Below are 26,142 nucleotides of genomic sequence, written 5' to 3' on the forward strand. Positions count from 1 at the left end.
CTGATCACATCTGACAGATAGCCATGCGTGAGTTACCCGTGTAGACTGATATCAATGACAACAGAGTTCAAACTTCATGATATCTGACCAGATTGGCATCGACCTCCTTCGCAGCTTCGTCGCGGTCTGCCGGCAGGGTAGCCTGAACCGCGTCGCCACCCAGACCGGCCGCACGCAATCGGCGCTGAGCATGCAGATGCGTCGGCTCGAAGATCTGCTAGGCCGACAACTCTTCACCCGCACCGGTCGCGGCGTCGTGCCGACACCCGAAGGCGAATTGTTCCTCGGATACGCCACGCGCATGCTCGCGCTTGGCGACGAAGCGGCGGCGCGGCTGCGGCAGGCTGACCTGAGCGGTGGCGTGCGGGTCGGGCTGGCCGAGGAAGTGGCAACGACGGCGCTGCCCGAAGCGCTCGGTCGACTGCGGCGCGGCTACCAGGAGATCCGGCTCGACGTGGTGGTCGAGCAATGCGTGGCGCTTGGAAAGACCTGGCCTGAAGGCGACCTCGATATCATGGTCGTGCCGACCTCCGTGATCACAGCCGACGCCCTCACCACCTGGAATGTGGAGCTGCAATGGGTCTGCGCGACGGACTACGCCTTCGACGAGACCCGACCGATCGACCTTGTTGCCTTCGCCGCACCCTGCCTCTGGCGCCGACGCATGATCGAGACCTTGGCCGACCAGGGCCGGGAACACCGGATCACTTTTACCAGCCAGAGCATCACGGCGCTGCAGGCCGCGATCGAGAACGGGCTCGGCATTGGTTTGCTTCCGCCGGACGCGATACGCGCGGGCACGATGCGGGCGCTGCCCGCCTCGTCAGCCGTACCGAAGCCGTTTGCCGTCCAGTATGGGCTTTTTGCCAGGGATCGGCGATCGGCCGTCGTCGATTGCGCGATCAGCGTGCTGCTCGAAGGCTTGCCGATCGCTTCAAGGACCTAACGTCCTTCGCGGCTGAGCGCGGCGCTCACCCGCCCCAGGTTGTCTCCAGCACGCGGATCCAGTTGCCGTGGCAGATCTTTACGAGTGCCGCATCGTCATAGCCGCGGGTGCGCAGCAGGTCGACGAGCAGCGGCAGATCGGCCGCGCTGCGCATCGCAGCAGGGATGGCCGTACCGTCGAAGTCAGAGCCGAGCGCCACATGATCGATACCGATACGCTCGACGATATAGTCGATGTGGTCGACAAGGAGCGAGAGCGGCGTATCCGTGTTCCTGGTCCCGTCCGCGCGCAGGAAAAGGACGCCGAAGTTGATGCCGGCCAAACCGCCGGTGTCCCTGATCGCGTCGAGCTGACGGTCCGTCAGGTTGCGGCTATGCGGGCAGAGCGCGTGCACGTTGGAATGGGAGGCGACGAGCGGCGCCTGCGACAGCGCGGCGATGTCCCAGAAGCCCTGCTCGTTCATGTGCGAGAGATCAAGCATGATCTTCAGCTCGTTGCAGGCGCGCACGAGATCCTTGCCGGCCTCGCTGAGGCCTGGACCGATATCGGGTGAAGAGGGAAAGCGGAAGGGAACGCCATAGGCAAAGAGGTTCGGCCGGCTCCAGACGGGGCCGAGCGTGCGCAGACCCGCGGCGTGAAGCACATAGAGCGCGTCGAGATCGGCGCCGACCGCCTCGATACCCTCGATGTGCAGCACCGAGGCAAAGGCACCCTTGTCCATGGCGGCGCGGATATCGGCAGCACTGCGGCAAATCTTCAGCCGGCCCTCCGACTGGCGTTCGATCCGCATCAGCAGGCTCGTCATGCCGAGCGTGGCTTCGAGTGCGCTTTGTTGATCGGGCGTTGCAAACTCGCCGCTGCCATCCTTGGCAAGGCCGGGCGAGGCGACGTAGACGGCGCAGAGGCCGCCGGCAAGGCCACCCGCCGCGGCCTTGTCGAGATCGATATGCCCGGTATCGACGCCATCGAGGAAGCGGCGCTCGGCAGCGCCGCCCGGCGAACGCCAGAGCCGCGACAGCACGTCGTTATGTCCGTCAAAGACCGGGATTTTCGCTTGCGTCGCCAATTCTGGATCGCCTTCTCAACCTGTTGTCCTCAAGTGCGACTCATGGATAGTCGCCGACGGACCATAGACATTGGGTGCGGGAACCGCACCCTTTTTCCCCGCCGGCCTAACGCAATGCAGGCGGGCCGGGCAAATGCAAACCGTGCATAGGCCCTGCCGGAATCGGAATTGGCGGCACGAGGTTCTGTCGTGCTTAGTCGGAGATACGCGTGGGAAACCACTGCGACCAGAATTGGAGAATGAACATGACGAAGCCGGCATCGCTGGATTGGCAAGCCGCCGAAGCGGCTGCGAGACGCCTGACCGCACAATGGGTGGCAGACGAACCGGGCGGCGCGGTCATCGGCTTCGATGCATCCGGGCCGCGCTTCTCGCATGCGGCCGGCGTCGAGAGCCTCGCGACATCCGCGCCGTTCACGCTCGACAGCGTCGTGCGCTATGCGTCCCTCACCAAGCACGTCTTCTCAGCGATGGTGCTCGCCCATGCCGACCTTATCGGTCTCGACGAACCGCTCGGCCAGCATCTTCCGGAACTGCGGTCGCCACTTGCGGACGTGACGGTCGGGCAGGCGCTCGACATGAGTGGCGGCCTGCCGGATACCCGCGAATGCCTGTCGTTGCTCGGCCTTTCCGTCTACACGGAGACCAGGGCCGGACCGCTGCTGGAGTACCTCTCACGCCTGGAGCGGCTGAACTTTGACGCCGGCACCGAGGTCTCATACTCCAACACCGGCTATCGCCTCATCGAAGCGGCTTTGGAGCGCAAGGGCTTCCGCTTCGACGATTTCGTCCAACGGGAAATCGCGGCCCCGCTTGGCATCGCGCTGAAGGCGCCGGATGTCTGGAACGATCCGGTGAGGGACCTCGTTCCCGGCTACTGGCACTCGGGCGAAACCTGGCAGCTTTCTGCCGCTGGCCTGCACATTTCCGCATCGGGCAGCCTCACCGGCAGCGCCGGGGCGCTTGCCACCTGGCTGCAGGCGCTGCTCGGTGGCGAAGGCCACTTCGCCGGTCTTCTGCAGAAGTTGCAGGCGCCCCGATATCTCGCCGACGGGCGACCAACAGGATACGGGCTCGGCCTGCGCAACTCGTCGCTCGGCGGCCGCGAATTCGTTGGCCATGGCGGTTCACATCCCGGCTACAAGACCTATTTCCTCCTCGATCCCGAAACGCGCGCCGGCTTCGTCGTCGTCTCCAACCGCGAGGACACCAACGGTTACAAGATCGCGCTCGAAAGCATGGCAGCGCTCACCGGCATTCCTCTGCCGACCCCGGCAGCCGATCTCGGCGACGGTCTCTACGTGACGGAGGCCGGTCCGTGGTGGGTCGAGGTCAAGGGCAGCACCTGTACCTATCTCGATGCGGATGAGACGCTCTATGACGACGGCGACGGCTGGGCCTCGTCGCGCTCGGCCTCATCCCCTCTCCGGCTGCGCCGCGACGGCTCCGCCCTTGTCGGCGAGGTCGGCCATGCCGTGCGACGCTTCCTTCCAGCGGCGACGCATGAGCCGCTGCCGGCGTCGCTCTCCGGGGTCTGGCGCTCCGACGAAAGGGCGGAATTCACGGTCGAGAACGGCGCGGTCCTGATGGGCGTCGGCCCCGTGCGTCAGACCATGAAGCTCACTCCCCTTGGCAATGGTCGCTTCCTGTTCACGCTGAGCGATGGGCCCTGGGTCAAGCGCATCTGCCTGCATCTCCTCGGGCCCGATCACCTCGAACTGGTGACAAGCCGAGCCCGGATGATCGAATATCGCCGCCGCGCCTGATTTTTCTTGATGACGCGCGGGCGCTGCCACAAAAGAAGTCCGGTCGCCGGCGAATGACGGACCGGACTTCAGGAGTGCATGCCCGTGGAAATCAAATGGCTTGAGGACTTTCTGGCGCTCGCCAGCACGCTGAACTTCTCAAAGGCGGCGGACGAGCGCCATGTCACCCAGTCCGCGTTCAGCCGCCGCATCCGGCAGTTGGAGGCCTGGCTCGGCGCCACGCTCGTCGACCGCGCGACCTATCCTTCGCGCCTGACGGAGGCGGGGTCGAAATTCGTGCCGGTGGCGCAGGAGACTCTGAAACAGCTCTACCAGGCAAGGCGCAATCTGCAGCAGGAGGAAGGCTCCGACGCCCGCACCATCAAGCTGACAGCGCTGCACACGCTTTCCTTCACCTTCTTTCCCGCATGGATGACACGGGTCAACGCCCGGAGCGGGCCGCTCTTCTCCCGACTTCGCCCCGATTCCGGCAGCATGGAGGAAAACCTCAATTCGCTTGTCGACGGCGAATGCGACTTCCTGCTGACCTACGCCCATACCCAGGTCCCGCACCTGCTCGACCCGCAGGCCTTCGAACATCGCGTGCTCGGCCACGAACGCATCATCCCCGTTTCGGCGGCGAATGAAGCGGGGGAGCCCCTGCACCGGCTGGAAGGCGGCACGAAACCGTTCCCGCATCTGAGCTACGAAAAATCGTCGTTCTTCGGCCAGCTTCTGGATGATCTGATCGGGCGCGAGCTACCGCCGGCGCAAAGGGTGCACGAAGGCAGCATGTCGGTGGGGCTGAAAGCCATGGCCGAATCCGGATGGGGCATCGCCTGGGTCCCCGAAAGCCTGATGACGGATGAGCTGGCGAACGGCTCGCTGGTCAGGGCCGCCGACCCGCGCTGGGACGTCAGTGTCGAGATCCGGCTCTATCGCGCCAAGGAAAACCGCCGCCCGATCGTCGGCCGCGTCTGGCAGAGCCTGGAAGCTGTCGCCTAAGCGACAGCCCTGGCCCGCACGGGCGAGTTAGATCGCCGTCTGTCGTGCGCGCTCCAGATAGAGCTCGCGCAGGCGCTTGACCACCGGGCCAGGCTCACCGCTACCGACGGCATTGCCGTCGATGCGGGTGATCGGCGCAACGAAGTTCGAAGCGCTGGTGAGGCACGCTTCGCGGGCGTTGAGCGCCTCTTCGAGCGTGAAGGGGCGTTCTTCCAGCGTCATTCCCTGTTCGGCGGCGAGCGCGAGAGCGGCGAGCCGGGTGCAGCCGGGCAGCGTCTTGTGGCTGTTGCCGCGCGTGACGATGCGGTTGTCCGCGGTGACGATGTAGGCGGTGGAGGAAGCACCTTCCGTCACGAACCCGTCCTCGATCATCCACGCCTCATCGCAGCCTTCAGCCTTGGCGATGCGCTTGGCGATCACCTGCGGCAGCAGGCACACACTCTTGATGTCGCGGCGCGCCCAGCGCTGGTCGGGCACGGTCTTGACCGACAGCCCCTTGGTGGTGGCAGTCACCAGCGTCTTTGCCTGGGTGAAGAGCACCAGCGTCGGCTTGATATCCTCGGAGAACAGAAAGTTCCGGTCCTCGGCGCCCCGGGTGAGCTGCAGATAGACCATGCCTTCGACAAGGCCGTTCTCTTCGATCAGCCGCTTTTCGATCGCGACGATCTCGTCGGTCGATACCGGCAAAGGCACATCGATTTCACGCGCGCAGCGCTCCAGGCGCGCCATATGCGATGCGCTGTCGATCAGCCTGCCCTCCAGCACGGCGGTGACCTCGTAGATGCCATCACCGAAGAGGAAGCCGCGATCGAAGATCGAGAGGCGCGCCTCGTTCTCGGGCAAAAACTCGCCGTTGAGATAGACGGTGCGGATGGACGGCTGGGACATGTAGGCTCCGTAAAAATTGGTTTGGCAGAAGCGCATGGACCGCAACACCGAACGCGATCCAGGGGCACAAATCAGTGTTCGCTGAGCGCGCGAAGCCGTTCGAGCGAGATCGCCTCGACCGTGCTCGGCTTGCCGTTCGCGGCATTGAAACCATGCGTCGTGCGGGCCATGGTCAGCGAATTGAGGATGGCCTCCTCCGTCGCCTCGATGGCCGCTTCGAAGAGCGGCGATATCAGGTCGTTTGGAAGATCGGGATAGTCGGCAATCGCGGCCCGGCGCGCCTTGGTGCGACGAACGGCGGCAGCCGTCGAGAAGGCGAGCGCATAATCGCCGGAACCATTGCTGAGCGCGGCGCCGGTGCGGGCCAGGCCGCCGAAGGCGCGTTCGGCCAGACGCTTGAGGTTGCGGGAAGAGAGCGGCGCATCGGTCGCGATCACGATGACGATCGAACCGTCGCGGTCGTGTGCCGCCGGCGCCTCATAGGCACGACCGCAGACGGTGAGCCGGCCGCCATAATTGGATTGGACGAGCACGCCGAGCGTAAAGACCTCGCCTGCCGCCTTCACAAGTCGCGAGCTCGTACCGATGCCGCCCTTCAGCCCGAAGGCCACCGTGCCGGTTCCGGCACCGACAGCCCCCTCCTCGACGGCACCGGTCTTCGCGGCGGCAAGGGCAGCGCCGATCTCGTCGATCGTCGGGCGACCGGCGCGGATGTCGTTGAGGCGGGAGTCGTTGGTCTCGCCGACGACCGCGTTCAGCGACACGACCTTCTCGTTGCCCGGCTGCGCCAGCGTCCAGCGATTGACGGCCTCGATGGCGCGTCCCGTCGCCAGCGTGTTGGTGAGGACGACGGGCGTTTCCAGCTCGCCGAGCTCCTCTACCTGGGTGGAGCCCGCAAACTTGCCGAAGCCGTTGAGCACAGCGAAGCCGGCCGGCACCTTGTCCTGAAACAGGTTGCCGTCATGAGGCAGTATGGCGGTGGCGCCGGTGCGGATGCAGTCGGCCTCGACAACGGTGGCATGGCCCACCGCGACACCCATCACATCGGTGATCGCATTGAGCGGTCCGGGTTCGTAAGCCCCCGGGCGGAAACCGATGTCGCGAAGCCGTAAACGTTTGATATTTGTCATTTTTCGCCGTTTTCCTCACCCATCACCGCGGTCGCGAAGCAGTCATTTCGTCGCAGGCGACCCTACCTGTATCGGCGGCAAAACGGCATCGCAAAAATGGAATAGTTTCATGAGAAGCCTGCAACGCCGCCCTTCGCGGTCGGTCGTGGAGCTATGAGCCGAATGCGACTTTTCCGCATGGGCCCATGGGTCAGCGCGGCGACTGATAGTCGAGTGAAATAAAGCAGTTGCAACCATAAGAAACAGTTCATAAGTTCGCCTCGTCTTTGGCAAGGGAGCCTCCCATCCATGACGAAGCCGCTTGATGCAACCTCAGGCAGGTCTCAGCAGACGACGGCCGAAATGGCGACACGGCCGAGCCTCGGCATCTGGGCTTGCTCCGCGCTCGTCGTCGGCAACATCATCGGCTCCGGCTTCTATCTCTCTCCCGCCGCACTCGCGCCCTACGGCGCCGCAGCCCTCGTCGGCTGGGTCTGCATGGCGGTTGCCGCCATGTGCCTCGGCCTTGTGTTTGCGCGGCTCGCAGGCGTCAGGCCCGCGACCGGCGGCCCCTACGCCTACAGTCGCATGGCTTTCGGTCCGTTTGCCGGCTTTCTGGTCGCCTGGGCCTACTGGATCTCGATCTGGGCGTCGCTGCCGGCGATCGCCATGGCCTTCACCGGTTATCTCGGCGTGTTCTTCCCGAACCTTCAGCATATGCCGGGCGGCTTCACGGCGGTTTCGCTCGCCGCCATGTGGCTGGTTGCCGCCATCAACATGTTCGGCGTCAGGAGCGCCGGGCGTTTCCAGATCGTGACCGTCGGATTGAAACTCCTTCCCTTCATCGCGATTGCGCTTCTCGGCCTCTTCTGGATCGAGCCGCAGAACCTGACACCCATCAACCCGAGCGGGCTGTCCATGCTCGGTCTGATCTCCGCGACCGCACCGTTGACGATGTTCGCCTTTCTCGGCATCGAGTCTGCCACCGTTCCGGCCGGCGATGTCGACGATCCGAAACGCACGATCCCGCGGGCGACCGTGCTCGGCACGCTCTGCTGCGGCCTCATCTTCATCCTAGGCACGCTCGTGGTCATGGGCACGGTCCCGCGCGAAACGCTTGCGCGTTCCGCCGCTCCCTTCTCCGATGCGGCCTTCATGATGTGGGGCTGGTGGGGGAGCACGCTGGTTGCGGCCGCCGTCGTTCTTTCGTCGATCGGCGCGCTCAACGGCTGGACGCTCCTGATGGCTCAGGTGCCGATGGCAGCGGCCCGCGATGGGCTGTTCCCTCCAGTTTTCGGGCGCCTTTCCAGCCGTGGCGTGCCGCAGTGGGGTATCGTCCTGTCGATGCTGCTTGCTTCGGCCCTTCTCGTTCTGCAGACCTCGGGCGTGTCGGGACTGATGGCCGTCTATAGGTTCGCCGTCGACCTTTCGACCACCGCAGCCATGGTGCCTTACGTCTTCTGCAGCCTCGTCGAGGGCGCGCTGTTCCTGGCACTCACACGTCCGCGCGACGAGGAATGGGGCGGCTTCCGCCTTGGCCCCTACAAGCCTTATGCCCTGGTCGCTTTCATCTTTTCGCTTTGGACGGTCTACGGCAGCGGACCTCAGGCGGGCCTCTGGTGCCTGCTGCTGCTGCTCGTGGCACTGCCCGTCTACCTGTCAGTCGAAAGGAAGGAGCCGTCCACTGGCTGACGTCAAAAAGAATACCCCAACCTGCACCTAGCACCGAACTAGAGAGAGGATTGGATATGAGCATGTTAAACAGGGGTCACCGCCGTCTCGGCATGAAAGCACTCGTCCTGGATGACGAAATCAGCGACGAAAGTGCTGCAGGCCGCGCCGTCCGGTCGCTGATCGCAGAACTCGAACGCCGCCAGATCGAAGTAGTCACCGCGGAAAGCGCCGATGATGGCATCGCGGTGATCCGGTCGGACCCCGCTCTCCAATGCGTATTGGTTGACTGGGATCTCGGGTCGGACGGCCACGAACAATCGATCGGCGTCGTCGAGGCGCTGCGCAAGCGCAACGGCACCGTTCCGCTGCTGCTGCTCGCCGACCGCAGCGTCGCCTCGTCGGTTCCGGCCGATATCATGGCGAAGGTCGACGATTTCGTCTGGATGCTCGAAGACACGATGGACTTCGTCGGCGGCCGTATCCAGGCGGCAATCGAGCGCTATCGTTCGACCGTGCTGCCGCCAATGTTCAAGGCGCTCGCCCAGTTCTCCCAGGTGCACGAATACTCCTGGCACACGCCCGGACACACCGGCGGCACGGGTTTCCTGAAGTCGCCGCCCGGCCGCGCCTTCTTCGAGTTCTTCGGCGAACCGCTGCTGCGCTCGGATCTCTCGATCTCGGTCGGTGAACTCGGATCTCTGCTCGACCATTCCGGCCCGATCGGCGCCAGTGAAAAATACGCTGCCCGCGTCTTCGGCTCGCACCGCAGCTACCACGTCACCAACGGCTCCTCGACCTCCAACCGCGTCATTCTGATGGCGAGCGTCAGCCGCGACCAGATCGCGCTGTGCGACCGCAATTGCCACAAGTCGGCCGAACACGCGATGACCATGTCGGGCGCCGTGCCGACCTATCTGGTGCCGACCCGGAACCACTACGGCATCATCGGGCCGATCCCGCCGGAACGGCTGACCGCGGTCGCGATCCGCAAGGCGATCGACCAGAACCCGCTTGCCGCGGACCTTTCGGACAAGGAGCCAAAGCACGCCATCATCACCAACTCGACCTATGACGGTCTTTGCTACAACGTGACCCGCGTCGAGGAACTGCTCGGCGCCAGCGTCGACCGCCTGCATTTCGACGAGGCCTGGTACGGCTACGCCCGCTTCAACCCGATCTATCGCGACCGCCACGCAATGCACGGTGATCCGAAGGCGCATACGGCCGACAAGCCGACGGTCTTTGCCACCCAGTCGACGCACAAGCTGCTGGCGGCCCTTTCTCAGGCGTCCTTCATTCACGTACGCGACGGCCGCAAGCCGATCCCGCATGGCATTTTCAACGAGACGTTCATGATGCACGCCTCGACCTCGCCGAACTACGCGATCATTGCCTCGAACGACGTCTCGGCGGCGATGATGGACGGGCCCGGCGGCGCGGCGCTCACCAACGAGTCGATCGAGGAAGCCGTGGCGTTCCGCCTGATGATGTCGCGGCTGGCCAACGACGCGGCAGAGCGCGGCGACTGGTTCTTCGATTGCTGGCAACCGGATACGGTGCGCGACCCGAAAACCGGCCGCACAAGCCCCTTCCATGAAGCCTCGCCGGAATCCCTCGCGACCGATCCGTCCTGCTGGGTGCTGAAGCCCGGGGCAGCGTGGCACGGCTTCGGCGAGATCGAGGACGGCTATTGCATGCTCGATCCGATCAAGGTCTCGATCGTCACACCGGGTGTTGCGCCCGGCGGCGGGCTGATGCCGGTCGGCATACCCGCAAGCCTCGTCACCGCCTATCTCGATGCCCGCGGCATCGTTGTCGAGAAGACGACCGACTTCACCATCCTCTTCCTCTTCTCGCTCGGCATCACCAAGGGCAAATGGGGCTCGCTTGTCAGCGCGCTTTGCGACTTCAAGCGCGACTACGACGCCAACCTCACGCTCGAAGTGGCCATCCCGTCGCTGATCGAGGACCACCCGGAACGCTACGCCGGCATGGGTCTCAAGGATCTCGCCGACACAATGTTCCAGGCGATGGACCAACTGAAGACCACCGCCTCCATGGCCGCCGGCTTCTCTGTCCTGCCACATCCGGACCTGAGCCCGGTGCGCGCCTACGAGCGGCTGGTGCGCGGCGAGGTGGAACAGGTGACGCTCGACCATCTGGCCGGCCGCACGGTCGCAACGGGCGTCGTGCCCTATCCGCCCGGCATCCCGCTTCTAATGCCGGGCGAAAACGCTGGGCCCGCCGATGGTCCAGTCCTCGGCTACCTCAAGGCGCTGGAGGCCTATGATCTCCGGTTCCCGGGCTTCACCCATGACACGCACGGGGTGGAGGTCGAGGACGGCCTCTATCGCGTCTATGTGTTGACCCGCTGACCCGGCTTCAGGAGCGAGAACAATGGCTGCTGTCGATACGGCTTCCAAAACCACATCCGCGGGCGTCGCGGAATCCGCCAAGATCGGCCTCGTGCCCGCGACCCTGATGGTCGCGGGCAACATGATGGGCTCGGGCGTCTTCATGCTGCCGGCGAACCTCGCCGCGGTCGGGTCCATCGCCGTCTTCGGATGGCTGATCACCATTGCCGGCGCGATCGCGCTGGCGCTGACCTTCGCCAAGCTCGCGGCGATCGATCCCGCCGCCGGCGGGCCTTACGCCTACACGCGCAAGGCCTTCGGCGACTACATGGGTTACCAGACCAACCTGATCTACTGGCTCGCCAATGTGGTTGGTAACGTCGGCCTTGCGGTCGCCGGTCTCGGCTACCTCACGGCCTTCTTCCCGATGTTGCGCGACCCGCTGGTCTCGGCGCTGGCGCAGGTGGCGCTGATCTGGTTCTTCACCTACGCCAACATCCTCGGCCCGAACGTCGTCGGACGGCTGCAATCCTTCACCACCTCCTTCGCGCTGGTGCCGATCCTCGGCATGGCGATCTTCGGCTGGTTCTGGTTCTCGCCGGCGACCTTCTCCGAAGGCTGGAACGTGTCGGGCAAGGACAGCTGGGCGGCGATCATGGCGACGCTCAACTTCACCCTCTGGGCCTTCATCGGGGTGGAAAGCGCGTCAGTTTCGGCCGGAGTCGTTCGCGACCCGCAGCGCAACGTCCCGATCGCCACCGTCGGCGGCGTCATCCTCGCCGCCGTCGCCTATATCCTGTCTTCGACGGTGATCATGGGCATGATCCCGAACAAGGAGCTGATCGCGTCTTCGGCACCTTTCGCAGACGCCGCGCGGTTGGCGCTCGGCGATACCGCGGGTGCGGTGGTCGCAATCTGCGCAGCACTCGGTTGCCTCGGCTCGCTTGCCGGCTGGACGCTGCTCGTCGGGCAGACCGCGAAAGCTGCGGCCGACGACGGCCTCTTCGGCTCGATCTTCGCCAAGGTCAATTCCAAGGGCGTGCCCTCGGCCGGCCTTGCGATCGTCGCCGTCATCATGACCGTGCAGGTCTTCGCCACGATGTCGCCGACCGCCAGCGAGCAGTTCGGCAAGATCGCCTCGATCGCAGTGATCATGACGCTGCTGCCCTATATCTACTCGGCGATCTCCATCAAGGTGCTCGGCTACAAGAAGATGCCGGCAAGCACCTACAATTGGTACGTCATCATCGGCCTTGCGGCGGCGATCTACAGCCTGGTGGCGCTCATCGGCTCCGACGGCGAACAGACGCGCTGGTCGCTGATCTTCGTGATCTCGACGATCGTGTTCTACTCGGCAGCGATCACCCGCAAGCGCGAGATCGACGAGAAGCACATCGATCCGGGTGGGCACGCCCCGACCTGGATCCGCTACGTTACCGTCACCGTGACCATTGCCGCGCTCGTCGCGCTCTTCTGGGTCTCGGTCGGCCGTCACCGCGCCGAAACGCTGCGCACCCGCTCGCCGGTTCCGCCTGTCGAAAGCACCGTCCAGCCCGCGGCCGGTTCGCCGGCGGCCGTGCTTCCGGCCGAGAGCCAGCCGGCGCAATAGCCAAAAGGAGGGGTGGTGGATGCAGCCACCGCCCCTTCTTGCATCGATGTCGTCGAGAACGCGCGACCTCGGCCGCGCGTGTTTCAGGTGCCCTCATCGCTGTCGCCGCGGCTTCTTCGACGAACCGCCTGTTGCCTGCCGCGATCCACCAACACAAATATCGGTTTCGGGCGACGAAATACGTCACCTGCCGTATTTTCCAAAGCAGGGTGCGCGACTAGCTTTCGCGCGCCCGCCTTGTGAATTTCCGTTTTTCTTCAATACCCTGCGCCACGGATGCGCCGCGATGCCGGGCATTGGGGAACTGCCTTGCAAAAGAACCGCCGAACCGCCGCTCGCATCGCCACGCTCGTCGTGTCGACCGCGCTGTCATCCTCCGGGTTCGCACAGGATGCGGGCGACCCCGGCGATCCGGCAACGTGGCGTACACCAGAGTTCAACGCCCAGTGGGGACTGGCAACTATCCACGCTGAATATGCCTACATGCTGGGCTACGACGGCAGCGGCATCAAGGTCGGCGTGGTCGACAGCGGCCTCGACATTACCCACCCGGAGTTTGCCGGACGCTATGTAGAGGGTATCACCTATGATCCGGAGAAGCCTTGGACGTTCGTAGGGGAGGGTCACGGCACAACGGTCGCCTCGGTCATCGCCGCCAATCGCGATGGGGTCGGCATGCACGGTGTTGCCCCGCGCGCGACCATCGTTCAGGCAGGGGCATCCGACATACCGGGCTACATCAACAATGCTGCCGCCAACTACGGAATCCGTACACTCGTCGACCGCGGCGTGAAGATCATCAACAACAGTTATGGCGACGGCTTCATTACAGAAATGACGGCCGACCGGGCCGAAGCGACGCTCTCAAACAATCTGTCCGCCTATCGCTACGCGGTTTCGCGTGGTGCACTTCTCGTCTTCGCAGCGATGAACGACGGCGCGGCACAGCCGTCCATCGATGCGGGTCTCCCCTATCTTTTCCCGGAGCTGGAACAGGGCTGGCTCGCCGTGGTGGCGACCAGTCCTACACACATGCCCGATTGGTCGAACAGGTGTGGCGTTGCATTAAATTGGTGTCTTGCCGCACCTGGTGGAGACGACGCCACGCGCTGGGACCCGGAAAGAGGCGAATGGGTCTGGGCCAATCCTCAGGACAACATCATGGTCGCCGTCCCCGGTGGAGGATACAGCAGGGAAAACGGCACATCCCTGGCTGCACCGTTCGTGGCCGGAACGGCCGCGCTGGTCGCGCAGGCATTCCCGTACATGACGATGGACCAGGTCCGCCAAGTCCTGTTGGGAACGGCCATCGACTATGGCGACCGGGGCGTCGATCCCGTGTTTGGCTATGGCATGGTCAACGCCGGGCGGGCAGTGCGAGGTCCGGGCAAGTTCGACTGGGGTGATTTCCACGCCGTGATCGAGGACGGCGAAAGCGCATGGTCCAATAACATCACCGGCGCGGGAGGGCTGATCAAGTCGGGCGACGGCATATTGATCTTGGCCGGTGACAGCACCTATCACGGCTCCACACGCGTCGATGGTGGCTTCCTGGCGATTGCCGGCAGCATTGCCTCCGAGACCTTTGCTGACGGAAACGGCATACTCTCCGGCAACGGTACCATCTACGGCAATGTCGACAACAACGGCGCCGTCAATCCGGGCTGGGGCCGCAGGGGCGGCACGCTGACCGTGGCCGGCAACTATCGCCAGTCGGGCGACGGCTGGTTCCTCGTCAATCTCGACGCACCCGATGGCACGAGCCGGCTCGACGTCACCGGCACGGCCGAAATCGCCGGTGCAGTCGACGTCAGGGTCCGGCCCGAAAATTACAAGGGCGACGGCCGCCACACCATTCTCTCCGCGGTCGGCGGCGTGACCGGGCGGTTCGAGGACGACTGCGGCTGCTACGCCTTCCTCGACCTCTCGCTCGCCTACGAGCCGAGCGCGGTCTACCTCGACGTCGCCCGCAACGGCGTTGCCTTCGCGGACTTTGCCGAGACCCGCAACGCCGCCGCGGCTGCCTTTGCCGTCGAGCGGCTCGGTATCGGCGGGACGCTCCACGATCTCGCCGTCACCCTCGACGGACAAACCGCAGCCGACCTCTTCGGACAGCTGCCGGGCGACGTTCACAGCTCGACCGTCACGGGCCTCATCGAAAACAGCCAGCTCATCGGCAACCGGATGAACGACCGGCTGCGTGCAGCCTTTGAAACTGTCGGCGCCACGGCGCGGCCGATCGTTAACACCGACGAGATCACCACGGCATCGATTTCTTCGCCAGAAACCATGGGCGCGTGGGGCTCGGCGTTCGGGTCCTGGGGGGATACCGACGGCGACGGCAATGCAGCCGACCTGTCGCGGTCCATAGGCGGCTTCGTCGCCGGTCTCGATGGCGACATCGGTAGCGACTGGCGGCTCGGCTTCCTCGGCGGCTACAGCCATTCCAGCTTCAAGGTCGACGACCGCCGCTCGCGGGCCTCGAGCGACAACTACCACCTCGGGGTCTATGGCGGTGGGACCTGGGGCGGTTTGTCGTTCCGATCCGGCCTTGCCTACACCTTTAGCGAGATCGACAGCAGCCGGCTCGTCGTTTCGCCAGCGCTCGTCGACAGCCTGACTGCGGATTACCGCGCCGGCACCACGCAGGTGTTTGGCGAACTCGGATATGATTTCAGGGCCGGCGATTTCGCGTTCGAGCCCTTCGCCAACCTCGCCTATGTCAACGTGCACACCAATGGGTTCAAGGAGAAGGGCGGTGCGGCAGCGCTCTCCGTCCATGGCGGTTCCAGCGACATGGCCTTCACCACATCAGGGCTTCGCGCGTCAGCCGATTTCGAACTCGGCGCGGCAAAGGCAACGGCGCGCGGTCTCATCGGCTGGCGGCATGCCTATGGCGACGTTACCCCTGCTCTCGCCCAGGCGTTCTCCGGCAGCGAGGCCTTCTCGGTCGCCGGTGCGCCCATCGCGCGCGACGGCGCCATCCTCGAGGCCGGTATCGATTCCGCGCTGACGCCAGCATCGACGCTCAGCGTTTCCTATCAGGGTCAGATCGCCTCGACGGCCCGGGAGCACGGGGTCCGAGCCGATCTCAATGTCAAGTTCTGAGGTTTCGCGACCGAAAGCGGATCAGGATGCCAGTTGATCCGCTGACATCGTCAGGCTGCGCGAATGGCTTGGCGGCGCGCCCATGATCTTGCGGAAGGCGCGGCTGAACGACGCCTCGGAATCGTAGCCCAGACGATTGGCGACATGGGCGACCCGTTTGCCCTCGCGCAGCCACTGATGCGCCTGGTGCATGCGCATGCGTGCCACGTAGCGGGCCGGTGTCTCGCCGACCGTATCGGCGAAGCGCTGGGCAAAACCGGAGCGCGACGCCCCCATGAGCTTTGCCAGTTCCGGCACCGTCCAGTCCTTCGTCGGGTCGAGATGGATGGCGGCGAGCACCCGGCCCACCTCCGGATGGCGCACGGCGGCAAGCCAGCCGGTTGACGTGCCGCAACCGTGTTCCACCCAGGCGCGGATGATCGTGGCGGTCAGCACGTCGGCAAGCCGCGCCAGAATGCCGCCCGAACCAACGCGCTGCATCGCCGCCTCGCGCGTCATGGTATCGAGCAGCGATGGGATCGACGGCTCGCTCTTGGCAAGATCGCTGGTGCGCATGACCGAAGGCATCAGTTGCAAGAGCGGGTGCAGGCGATCGACGTTGAACTGCATCACTGCAAAAAACAAAAGGTTCTGGCTGTCCGAGTTGGGGCACTGCACATCGACGATGCCGTCGCAAAGCTGCCGTTTCGGCAGGTCGCGGATCGATATCGTCGGCAGGCCGGGCTTGCTCGCGAGCACATGCGCATCGCCCCGCGGCAACAGCACGGCATCCCCGGGCGTCAACTCCATCCACGAACCATCTGGCGATTGCAGATGGGCGGAACCGGAGGCAAGAAAATGAAATCGTGCCGGTTCCTGTTCGGGATAGGAGGTCGCCCATGGCGCGCAGGGCTGGCAGCGCCCATATTCGACACCGTCGAGCCTGAGGCCGCGCAGGATCTCCGTCAGCGCATCGCTCATATTACATCTCACCTTTGGACAAACAGCACAGTGTTTTGGATTTTCTAGCATAGAAACTCCAGAGGGCCATGCATATTTTCATCATCACATGCAATGGAGATGAAAGTCATGGATGGTATTGTCGCCAAGCCCACGGGACAGGCGGATGAACGGGACAAACCCTTGTGGGCGGCTGTCGTTTCCCTGTCGCTCGGGGTCTTCGGCCTGGTCACGGCAGAGTTTCTGCCGGCAAGTCTGCTGACGCCGATGTCGGCGGATCTCGGCGTGACCGTCGGCGCCGCCGGCCAGTCGGTCACCACTACGGCCGTGGTCGCGGCCATCGCCGGCCCGGCGATCGTCGTCTATACCGGACGTTTCGACCGCCGCAACGTGCTCTTGTCCCTAACCGCGCTGCTCATCGTTTCCAGCCTGATCGCCGGTTTCGCGTCCAGCCTTTCGATGCTGCTCGTCGCCCGTTTCCTCCTCGGCATCGGCCTTGGCGGTTTCTGGGCGCTGTCTTTGGCGCTCGCCATGCGGCTCGTTCCCGGCCGGCTGATGCCGCGGGCGATGGCGATCGTGATGTCCGGCGTCTCGATCGCAACCGTCTGCGCCGCGCCTGTCGGCGCCTGGATCGGCGCGACGCTCGGCTGGCGCTACGCCTTCCTGCTTGCCGCCGCCGTCGGCATCGTCACCTTCATCGTCCAGGCGCTAACGGTTCCGCGCCTGCCTCCCATCGGCACAACCGGCCTCGACACGATCCTCAACGTCCTGAAGCGCCCGGCGATCCGGCTCGGCCTTGCGACCATCCTCTTGGTCGTCACCGGCCACTTTGCCGGCTTCACCTATGTCCGCCCGTTCCTTGAACAGGTGCCGCAGTTCGGCGTCGAGGCGATAACCGCGATCCTGCTCGCCTTCGGCATCGGCGGCTTCTTCGGCAACATTGCCGGCGGCTTCCTCGCCGAGCGCAGCACGCGGCTCTCGATGATGTCGGCGGCCGCCGGCGTCGCTGCCACCACGCTGGTCCTGGCCCTGGCGGGCGCGCTGCCGGCCGTCGCCATCGTCGCGACCGCCGCCTGGGGCTTCGCCTTCGGCGCCCTGCCGGTCAGCGTCCAGTCGTTCCTGAGCCGTGCGGCCGGTGATGAGGCCGAAGGTGCTGGAGCGGCGACGCTCACCACCTTCCAGATCGCCATTTCCACCGGGGCGATCCTAGGCGGCCTCCTTGTCGAACTGCAGGGCCCGGCCGGCGTCTTCCTCTTTGCGGCGGTTGCCGCGATGCTCGGCACCTCACTGGTTTCGGTCTATCGCGAGCGGGCTCTTCAACCGGCGGAGTAACAACATCCGCGCCAGCTTGGTGCGAGAGTGGCAACTCGCACTCGCGCCTGCCGGGCTCGGAAGAGTCCGGCAGGCAAGAATGTTCTAGGTGCAGCGCGGCGATCCGTGACGTCTGGCAACAGGCGCTGCACGCAGTGGGGCGCTGTTGCGGGATGGGGTTTAGTCAGGAAAACGACATGCCCCCATCCGTGTCGGAAGGATCAATTCCCCGGAAGCCGCCGCTCCTTCCAGGCAGCTTTCGGCACTTCGCCACCGATGGCAATGCTGAAGGAGGTCACTTCGGTCGCATCTTCATTGACGACGCAATTGAAGTCGACGTCGTACCAATTCGATTTGTTCTGGTAGGCCCCACCGCTGGCGTCCATGCGGTTTTTGGCGATGAAGCCACCCCTCGGCCCGAAGGGCACCAGTCCTTCGGGCGGGGTATCCTGCCGCTGGCTGCGGATCTGCTCCAGCGCCTCGAGATTGCACAGTTGCAGTATCCGCCTCTTGACCGGCAGGTTGATCAGGGCCTGTTTCACCCGCGGATCGGCAATCGACTTTGCAGAATAAAGTTCCTTTGCTTTAGTCAATTTGCTTGGAACGGGCTTGAGTTCGACCTTTGCCGCAGCATCGGCCGGCTTTGCCTTTGCCGTCCCGTCTTCCGATTTGACCGTCTGCGGCTTGGCGTCAGGCGTTTCTTTTGCTTCAGGCTTGGCTTCGGCCACCGTCGCCGCTGCCTTTTCATCCGCCTTCTGTGTGGCGCTGTCAGTGGCTCTCGCAGGCACGGCAAGCGTTGACGGGGGTTTCGGTTCCTTGACCGGTTCTCTTTTCTCGGTCGAGGACACGGTTGCCGGCTTATCCGCCGGCTTTGCCTTGTCATCCACGGCCTTTGCCGGCTCGGACGCCTCCGTCTTTTTCTCCGTCTCGCGCGCAGCCGGCGGAAGCTCTGCCTCCTTGTTGTCCTGCTTGGTCTTGGCCATGGCCGAGGCGAAGGATTGCGGCAGTTGCTGCGCCGGCTTGGGTTGCGGCTTCGGGTCTGCCTTCGGCTGGGGCTTGGGTTTGGGCTGCGGCTTTGGCTGTTCAGCCTTCTTCTCTTCGCCCTTTTTCGGCCCCGCCTTCTTCTGCTCTGCCTGTTTCTGCTCGGCCTTCTTCGGCTCCTTCGCCTCTGCTGGCGGCGGAACGAGCTCGACGTTGACGGTCTGCTCCTTCGGCGGCGTCGGCAGCTCGAAGGGCAGGTCGTACAAAAGAAAAAGGGCTACGACGAGGTGCAGGGCGACCGACACCGGCGCGCCCCATCCCATCCGTTCCCGCCAATTTCCCGCAAAAAGCTGCATCGCCAAGGAGATAAACCAATCGACGGGCGGAACCTAGGAGCTTCCGCCGATCTCAACAAGAGGCATAGGCCTGCATATGCAGCCGGAGGTTCGCGCTGCAGCTTGCGGGCCATCGATCGTGGGCGAATGAAATTGACGCCTTCGGGGGTCGCCGCCATCAACCGCTGGCTTCTTGTCAAAAACGTTCCCGGCAAAAACGAGGCGGCGAAATCTGTTTCGGGCCACGCGCCAATTTCGCACAAAAATACCTATTATATAATTTCTATAGATTTAATTTTTACTCACGCCCGAACGGCTTCGCCCGGTGGCGCAATGACATTCTTTTGGCTTTGGGGACCCTCATGCAGCGAACTTCCACTCACCGAAAACTTTTCACAAAAGCCTTTGCCGCGACGGCAGCGCTGGCGGCGGGCCTCATCGCCACCTCGGCGCTTGCCGGCGAAACGCTCGACAAGATCAAGGCGCGCGGCGTCATCAAGGTCGGCGTCGGCACCACGCCGGGCTTCTTCTCACCCGACAGCAACGGCCGCTGGCAGGGCTTCTTCGTCGATTTCGGCCGCGCCATCGCCATCACCGTCTTCAACGATGCCGAGAAGGTCGAGTTCACCAACTCGTCGCCGCAGCAGCGTCTGCCGGCGCTGCAATCGGGCGAGTTCGACATCCTGTTGTCCGGCGTCACCCAGACGGTGAGCCGCGCCTTCAAGCTCGGCTTCCATTTCGGCCCCGTCGTCTTCTACGACGGCCAGGGACTGCTGGTGCGCAAGGACCTTGGCGTAGCCAAGGGCGAGGAACTCGACGGCGCGACGATCGGCGTCCAGAGCGGCACGACCGGCGAACTCAACATCGCCGACTTCTTCCGCAAGACCGGCAAGGCCTTCACGCCGGTCACGATCGAGGAAACCGGCGAGTTCCTGAAGGCGCTCGACTCGGGCCGCGTCGACGCCCTGACCCAGGACGCGACCGATCTTGCCGCCAAGCGCACCCAGCTTTCCAAGCCCGACGATTACGTGCTTCTGCCCGAGCGCCTGTCGAAGGAGCCCTTGGCGCCGGCGATCCGCGCCGGTGACGACCAGTGGCTCGAAATCGTCAACTGGACCGTTTACGCGACGATCCAGGCCGAAGAGTTCGGCATCACCAAGGAGAACGTCGACACGTTCCTTGCGAGCGAGGATCCGGCGATCAAGCGCTTCCTCGGCGTCGATCCGTCGCTCGGCGAAGCGATCGGCCTTGATCCGAAATTCGCCTACAACATCGTCAAGACCGTCGGCAACTACGGCGAGATCTTCGAGCGCAACGTCGGCAAGGGCACGCCGCTCAACTTCGAGCGCGGCTACAACCAGCCCTGGACGGCCGGCGGCCTGCTCTATTCGCCGCCGTTCCGTTGAGCCGGTTCATGGTCCTTCCCATGACACGCCAACTCCAACCGGGCCCTTCGGGGCCCGGACCCGTCTCGCGCCTCATGTCCTGGATCGGGCCGCTGCCTTTGCAGCAAGGCCTGCTCTTTGTCGGCGTGCTGCTGCTCTTTGCCTTTCTCGGCCAGAACACCGCCGAGAGCATGCACCGCATGGGACTGACGCCGGGCTTTGCCTTCCTCTCCCATCAGGCCAATTTCGAGATCGGCGAAAGCGTTCTTCCTTACTCGGCCGGCGACAGCTACGCCCGGGCGCTTGCCGCCGGCATCGCCAATACCGTCAAGGTCGCGCTCGTCGGATGTCTGCTTGCAACCGTGCTCGGTGTCGCACTCGGCATCTTCAGGCTGTCCGGCAATCTGCTGCTAGCAACCTTCGCCCATGGCTATGTCGAGCTTCTGCGCAACACGCCTTTGTTGCTGCAACTGTTCCTGTGGAGTGCGATCATCCGCGCGCTTCCGCCGCCGCGCGGCGCCTATACGTTTCTGGGCAGCGTCTATCTCAGCAATCGCGGCGTCTTTCTGCCCTTGCTTTCGGTCGACGGTCTGCCGGCCTCCGTATGGCTGCCCGCGGTGCTCCTGACCGTCTTCGCGGCACTCGTCATTTCCAGGCGCCTGCTGGCGGGCGCGACGTTCTATCTGCCGAAAACCGCCGGCACCGTACTCGGCGCGTTGGCAATCTTCTATTTCGCTCTCGTATCCCTCGGCTTCAGCGCATCGGTCGAAGTGCCTGCCAAGGGCGGCTTCAACATTCGCGGCGGCCTATCGCTGACCCCGGAATTCGCCGCGCTGCTGATCGGCCTCGTCGTCAATGCCTCCGCTTCGATTTCCGAGATCGTGCGCAGCGGCATCCAGTCGGTGGCGTCGGGTCAATGGGAAGCCGCTCGCGCACTCGGGCTGAAGCCCGCGCAGATCATGCGCCTCGTCGTACTGCCGCAGGCGCTTCGGGTGATCACGCCGCTGATGATTTCGAGCTTTCTCGATCTGACCAAGAATTCGAGCCTCGCGGTCGCAATTGGTTACCCCGATCTCGTCAGCGTCGCCAACACGACGGCCAACACCACCGGTCAGGCTCTAGAAGCGATCATCATCATCGGCGCCGTCTACCTGACGATCAGTCTTGCGGTTTCGGCCGTCATGAACCTCTACAACCGTCGCGTCGTTCTGCGCGGAGAAGGAAAACGATGAGCCAGATCGAACTTGCGCCGCCGGTCGCGCCCGACTGGCACCGCTGGCGTGAAGGCCTCTTCAACGGTTGGGCCAATGGCCTCGTCACGCTGGCGACGCTCGCCGCAATCCTCTGGATTGCACTTCCCTTTGTCCGCTGGGCCGTCATCGATGCCGTTTGGACCGGCACCGCGGCCGATTGCGCCACGGAAACGGCGGGCGCCTGCTGGGCGTTTGTCGGCGCCAAGTTTCGTTTCATGCTCTTCGCCTTTTTCCCGCCGCCGCTGCAATGGCGCCCGGCGCTGGTGATCGCCCTCATTGCTGCGCTCCTGACCGTCTCCGCCATTCCCCGTTTCTGGAGCTTCCGCCTGGTGCCGGTCTGGTTGCTGGCGCTCGTCGGCATCTGGCTGCTGATGGCGGGGACGTCGGGCTTGGAACCGGTCTCGACCAATCATTGGGGCGGGCTGCCGATCACGCTAACAGTCTCGATCGCCGGCCTTGCCTTCGCCTTTCCGATCGCGCTGCTGCTGGCGCTTGCCCGCCAGTCGGACATGGGGCTCGTGCGCTCCCTGGCCATTGCCTTCATCGAAGTGCTGCGCGGTGTGCCGATGATCGCCGTGCTCTATGTCGCCATGCTGATCGTGCCGATGGCGCTACCGAGCGGCGCGGCCATCGACAAGCTGCTTCGGGCGCAGATCGGCGTCACCCTGTTCTTCTCGGCCTACCTCGCCGAGATCATCCGCGCCGGATTGCAGGTGATCCCGGCGGGTCAGAAGGAGGCGGCGCTGTCGCTTGGCCTCAGCCGGATCCAAATGCTCCGGCTGGTGGTGCTGCCGCAGGCGCTGCGAGCCGTCATCCCGGCCATCGTCAACCTGTCGATCGGCATCGTGCTCAACACCTCGCTGCTTGCGGTCATCGGCATCTACGATCTGCTCAATGCCGCCAAGACTTCGGCCACCGATCCCGCCTGGCTCGGCTTTTACAGCGAGGCCTACATCTTCGCGGCGCTGGTCTATTTCGCCATCTGCTTTTCCGGTTCGCGCTACAGCCTGTGGCTGGAGAAGAAGCTCAACGGCGCCCATCGCCGATAGCGGCATCTGACGGGGGTTGCGTGCCACGCGCCGCCGGGCCAAGAGTGCGCCGAAGCGAAATCTGTGACCGGGCAAAGCGCATGGGACAAAAGAACATCGCCGTCATTGGCGGCGGACCGAGCGGCTTGATGGCCGCCGAGGTGCTGTCCGAGCGCGGCCACGCGGTCACCGTCTATGACAGCATGCCGACGGTCGCGCGCAAATTTCTGCTGGCCGGCAAGTCGGGCCTGAACATCACCCATTCGGAGCCCTATACGGCCTTTGCGGAGCGCTTCGGCAATGCCTCGCCGCGATTGCGTGCGGCGCTGGACGCCTTCACGCCCGATGACATCAGGCAATGGGCGGCAGACCTCGGAACCAGGACCTTCGTCGGCTCCTCGGGCCGTGTCTTCCCGGAGGTGATGAAGGCGTCGCCGCTGCTGCGCGCCTGGCTCAAGTCGCTGGAAAGCCGAGGCGTTCGCATCCTGACGCGGCACCGCTGGACTGGCTTTGAAGGCAAAGCACCCGCGTTCGATACCCCGGACGGCAAGACGCTTGTCAGCGCAGATGCGACTCTGCTCGCCCTCGGCGGCGCCAGCTATCCGCGTCTCGGGTCGGATGCCGCCTGGGTTTCCTGGCTGGAACAGAAGGACGTGTCTGTCGCCAAATTCCAGCCCGCCAATTGCGGCTTCGACGTCGACTGGAGCGAGACCTTCCGCGATCGCTTCGCCGGCGCCGCGCTGAAGGGCGTCACCGCAACGTCGGAAGCCGGCAGCGTCCCGGGCGAATTCGTCGTCAGCAGGACCGGCATCGAAGGCAGTCTCGTCTATGCGCACACCAGCGCGCTTCGGGATCGACTGTCCGGCGGGGAACCGGCCGACCTGGTGGTCGACCTCACCCCGGGACGTACCGTCGGGAAATTGGCAAAAGACCTTGGCCGCCTCGACACCAAGACCAGCTTTTCCAACCGCCTGCGCAAGGGGGCCGGGCTCGAAGGGGTGAAAGCGGCGCTGCTGCGTGAGGTTTCGCCTGATGCCGCGCGCTTGCCGCCTCCAGAACTTGCGGCCTTGATCAAGGCGTTGCCAATCCCGCTCATCCGCCCACGCCCGATCGCCGAGGCCATCTCCTCCGCCGGCGGCATCGCCTGGTCGGCGATCGATGACGAATACATGTTAAGAGCGCTGCCCGGCACCTTCGTCGCCGGCGAAATGATCGATTGGGAAGCGCCGACCGGGGGCTATCTGCTGACCGCCTGCTTTGCCACAGGGCGTGCGGCGGCTCGCGGGCTCGATCGTTGGCTTAACCGGCCAGCATAAAAATCGCCGCGCCTTTGGCAGGCGCGGCGATGGTTTCAGGTGGCGTCAAAGCCTTACTGGTCGTTCAGCACCAACCCCTTGGTCAGCTCCAGCGCCTGGCGCTCGAAGAGACCGCGGTAGATGCCACCGTCGAGGCGGATCAGCGCGTCGTGCGTGCCCTCCTCGGCAATCCGGCCGTGGTCGAAGACCAGCAGCCGGTCGAGCGCCCGCACCGTCGAGAGCCGGTGCGCGATGACGAGCGTCGTGCGCCCAAGCATCAGCCGCTCCATCGCCTGCTGGATCAGCACTTCCGATTCCGAATCGAGGCTCGATGTCGCCTCGTCGAGGATCAGGATCGGCGCGTCCGCGAGGAACGCGCGGGCAATGGCGATGCGCTGGCGCTCGCCGCCCGAGAGCTTGACCCCGCGTTCGCCCACCAGCGTGCCGTAGCCTTTCGGCAGAGCCGTGATGAAGTCGTGGGCGCTCGCAAGCCTTGCCGCCTTCTCGATCTCGCTCTGCGTGGCGTCCGGCCGCGCATAGGCGATGTTCTCCGACAGAGAGCGATGGAACAGGATCGGCTCCTGCTGGACGATCGCGATCTGCTGGCGCAGCGACGTCTGCGTCACCGATGCGATGTCCTGACCATCGATCCGGATCTCGCCGGCCTTCAGGTCATGCAGACGCTGGATCAGCTTGACGAAGGTCGTCTTGCCCGAACCTGAGTGCCCGACAAGACCGACGCGTTCGCCCTCCCGGATCGTCACCGAGAAGCGGTCGTAGAGTGGCTTGCGGTGCGCACCGTAGTGGAACGTCACATCCTTGAACTCGATGCGGCCGTCGGTGATGCGGATCGGCTTGGCATCCGCCTTGTCGTCGATGCCGAGCGACTGGCCATGGATGTCGACAAGCTCTTCCATGTCGTTGATCGAGCGCTGCAGGTTGCGGATGTGCTGCCCGACTTCACGCAGATAACCCTGCAGGATGAAGAACGAGGTAAGCACGAAGGTGATGTCGCCGGCCGTCGCCTGGCCTTTCGACCAGAGGAACAGCGCAAAGCCGATCACCGCCGCGCGCAGGATGAGCAGCATGGCGCCCTGCGACGTGCCGTTTGTCGTGCCGCGGATCCAGGTGCGGCGCGTACGGTCACGCCATTTGGCGAGCACCTTGGCAAGGCGTGCGTCCTCGCGGCTTTCGCCGCCAAAACCCTTGACGACGATGTTGCAGCTCACGGCATCGGCGAGCGCCCCGCCGAGCTTGGTGTCCCACCGGTTGGCAAGGCTTGCCATCGGCGCGACGTAACCGAGCGACAGTACGATCGTCATCAGGATGAAGACGATCGACCCGATCCCGATGATGACGCCCATCATCGGCCAGTAGAACGACATCAGGATTGTCGATCCGACCAGCATCACGACGGACGGAAACAGGGCGACGAGCAAGGTGTCGTTCAAGAGATCGAGCGCCCACATGCCGCGGGTCACCTTGCGAACCGTCGATCCGGCAAAGCTGTTGGCATGCCAGTCGGTCGAGAAGCGCTGGATGCGGTAGAAGGCAGCCGACGCGATGTCGGTCATCATCTTGAGGGTCAGATCGGTGACCCCCAGGAAGGTGAGGTGCCTGAGAATGATCGCACCGAGCGACAGCGCCATCAGCATCCAGAAGGCGGCAAGCGCCGCATCCCAGGCAAGCTGATCGGTCGCCACACCGGAAACGACGGCATCGACGAGCCGGCCCGAATAGAGCGGCGTCAGGACGTCAGCGAGGGTCGACAAGAGAACCATGCCGAGAATGACGCTGATGCGCAGCGGCTGCGCTTTCCAGTGAGACCAGGTGAATCCAAGAACGCTGCGGAACGCACCGCCGCGCAGGTCAATACGAGTAAAAGCCATAACAATCGCCCGATGCGCGACGCATCGGCCTCAAACAAGATCAGAATGGAATATGCCGTTAAAAGGAACCCAGCTTCCGATGCGGCATCATTGGAGTGACCGAATCCTCCGGAGAGGAAGGGCCAAGGTCAGCGAAACGAAATCCGACCTGGAAAAGACGAAAAGGCGAAAATGCCCTTCCCGGCCCAGTTCAAGACTGCACGCCGCCCCGTAGGGAGAAAG

The 26,142-nt window shown here is 64.3% G+C and carries 18 protein-coding genes; 12 read left to right on the forward strand and 6 right to left on the reverse strand.

Going from position 1 to position 26,142, the window contains the following annotated elements; translation table 11 throughout:
• Window positions 1-76 precede the first annotated feature (76 nt).
• A complete protein-coding gene (locus tag ASE71_RS10995; RefSeq protein WP_060519931.1) occupies window positions 77-946 on the forward strand; it encodes a LysR substrate-binding domain-containing protein in 870 nt (289 codons plus the stop codon).
• A gap of 25 nt (window positions 947-971) precedes the next feature.
• On the opposite strand, the gene ASE71_RS11000 is transcribed toward ASE71_RS10995, so the two are convergent.
• Window positions 972-2,012: a dipeptidase gene (locus ASE71_RS11000; protein WP_060519933.1), complete on the reverse strand. Its 1,041-nt coding sequence runs from the start codon at window positions 2,010-2,012 to the stop codon at window positions 972-974.
• Window positions 2,013-2,257: 245 nt separating this feature from the next.
• Here ASE71_RS11000 and ASE71_RS11005 point away from each other — a divergent pair, with 245 nt between their 5' ends.
• Window positions 2,258-3,778 carry a serine hydrolase domain-containing protein gene (locus ASE71_RS11005; RefSeq protein ID WP_060520021.1) on the forward strand — a complete coding sequence of 507 codons (1,521 nt, stop codon included), beginning with the start codon at window positions 2,258-2,260 and terminating at the stop codon, window positions 3,776-3,778.
• Between the two features lie 84 nt (window positions 3,779-3,862).
• Window positions 3,863-4,762: a LysR substrate-binding domain-containing protein gene (locus tag ASE71_RS11010; RefSeq protein WP_034790308.1), complete on the forward strand. Its 900-nt coding sequence runs from the start codon at window positions 3,863-3,865 to the stop codon at window positions 4,760-4,762.
• A gap of 27 nt (window positions 4,763-4,789) precedes the next feature.
• Here ASE71_RS11010 and ASE71_RS11015 read toward each other — a convergent pair whose 3' ends face one another.
• A complete protein-coding gene (locus tag ASE71_RS11015) occupies window positions 4,790-5,650 on the reverse strand; it encodes a D-amino-acid transaminase (RefSeq protein ID WP_060519935.1) in 861 nt (286 codons plus the stop codon).
• 71 nt (window positions 5,651-5,721) lie between these two features.
• On the reverse strand, window positions 5,722-6,780 hold the full coding sequence (locus ASE71_RS11020; protein WP_060519937.1) for a P1 family peptidase: 1,059 nt from the start codon (window positions 6,778-6,780) through the stop codon (window positions 5,722-5,724).
• 288 nt (window positions 6,781-7,068) lie between these two features.
• On the opposite strand from ASE71_RS11020, the gene ASE71_RS11025 reads away from it, so the two are divergent.
• The 4 genes from ASE71_RS11025 to ASE71_RS11040 all read left to right on the forward strand — a co-directional run bounded on the left by ASE71_RS11025 (window position 7,069) and on the right by ASE71_RS11040 (window position 15,504).
• Window positions 7,069-8,451: an amino acid permease gene (locus tag ASE71_RS11025; RefSeq protein WP_060519939.1), complete on the forward strand. Its 1,383-nt coding sequence runs from the start codon at window positions 7,069-7,071 to the stop codon at window positions 8,449-8,451.
• Window positions 8,452-8,513: 62 nt separating this feature from the next.
• On the forward strand, window positions 8,514-10,808 hold the full coding sequence (locus ASE71_RS11030; RefSeq protein WP_200949928.1) for an Orn/Lys/Arg decarboxylase N-terminal domain-containing protein: 2,295 nt from the start codon (window positions 8,514-8,516) through the stop codon (window positions 10,806-10,808).
• 22 nt (window positions 10,809-10,830) lie between these two features.
• A complete protein-coding gene (gene adiC / locus ASE71_RS11035; protein ID WP_060519942.1) occupies window positions 10,831-12,396 on the forward strand; it encodes an arginine/agmatine antiporter in 1,566 nt (521 codons plus the stop codon).
• Between the two features lie 309 nt (window positions 12,397-12,705).
• Complete coding sequence (locus ASE71_RS11040; protein ID WP_060519944.1) at window positions 12,706-15,504, forward strand: autotransporter domain-containing protein; 2,799 nt, start codon at window positions 12,706-12,708, stop codon at window positions 15,502-15,504.
• A 21-nt stretch (window positions 15,505-15,525) separates the two neighbouring features.
• On the opposite strand, the gene ASE71_RS11045 is transcribed toward ASE71_RS11040, so the two are convergent.
• On the reverse strand, window positions 15,526-16,464 hold the full coding sequence (locus ASE71_RS11045) for an AraC family transcriptional regulator (protein WP_060519946.1): 939 nt from the start codon (window positions 16,462-16,464) through the stop codon (window positions 15,526-15,528).
• 108 nt (window positions 16,465-16,572) lie between these two features.
• Here ASE71_RS11045 and ASE71_RS11050 point away from each other — a divergent pair, with 108 nt between their 5' ends.
• Entirely contained in the window at window positions 16,573-17,775 is a 1,203-nt protein-coding gene (locus ASE71_RS11050; RefSeq protein ID WP_051659184.1) for an MFS transporter, read from the forward strand.
• Between the two features lie 200 nt (window positions 17,776-17,975).
• Here ASE71_RS11050 and ASE71_RS11055 read toward each other — a convergent pair whose 3' ends face one another.
• Window positions 17,976-19,058 (reverse strand): DUF930 domain-containing protein, encoded by a 1,083-nt coding sequence (locus ASE71_RS11055; RefSeq protein ID WP_060519947.1) that lies wholly within the window; start codon window positions 19,056-19,058, stop codon window positions 17,976-17,978.
• A gap of 374 nt (window positions 19,059-19,432) precedes the next feature.
• Between ASE71_RS11055 and ASE71_RS11060 the strand changes: the two genes are divergently transcribed.
• The 4 genes from ASE71_RS11060 (at window position 19,433) to ASE71_RS11075 (ending at window position 24,052) form a co-directional block, all read left to right on the forward strand.
• Complete coding sequence (locus ASE71_RS11060) at window positions 19,433-20,476, forward strand: amino acid ABC transporter substrate-binding protein (protein ID WP_034790164.1); 1,044 nt, start codon at window positions 19,433-19,435, stop codon at window positions 20,474-20,476.
• A 20-nt stretch (window positions 20,477-20,496) separates the two neighbouring features.
• The gene (locus ASE71_RS11065; RefSeq protein WP_060520023.1) at window positions 20,497-21,687 is read left to right on the forward strand and encodes an amino acid ABC transporter permease; all 1,191 of its coding nucleotides are present in this window, start codon (window positions 20,497-20,499) and stop codon (window positions 21,685-21,687) included.
• Entirely contained in the window at window positions 21,684-22,757 is a 1,074-nt protein-coding gene (locus ASE71_RS11070) for an amino acid ABC transporter permease (protein ID WP_034790167.1), read from the forward strand. The genes ASE71_RS11065 and ASE71_RS11070 overlap by 4 nt, the downstream gene beginning before the upstream one ends.
• Window positions 22,758-22,837: 80 nt before the next feature.
• Window positions 22,838-24,052, forward strand: coding sequence for a TIGR03862 family flavoprotein (locus ASE71_RS11075; RefSeq protein ID WP_060519949.1), 1,215 nt, complete (start codon window positions 22,838-22,840; stop codon window positions 24,050-24,052).
• A gap of 53 nt (window positions 24,053-24,105) precedes the next feature.
• Here ASE71_RS11075 and ASE71_RS11080 read toward each other — a convergent pair whose 3' ends face one another.
• The gene (locus ASE71_RS11080) at window positions 24,106-25,920 is read right to left on the reverse strand and encodes an ABC transporter ATP-binding protein (protein WP_060519951.1); all 1,815 of its coding nucleotides are present in this window, start codon (window positions 25,918-25,920) and stop codon (window positions 24,106-24,108) included.
• Window positions 25,921-26,142 lie beyond the last annotated feature (222 nt).

This window comes from Ensifer sp. Root954 (genome assembly GCF_001429005.1).
Classification (GTDB): domain Bacteria; phylum Pseudomonadota; class Alphaproteobacteria; order Rhizobiales; family Rhizobiaceae; genus Ensifer; species Ensifer adhaerens.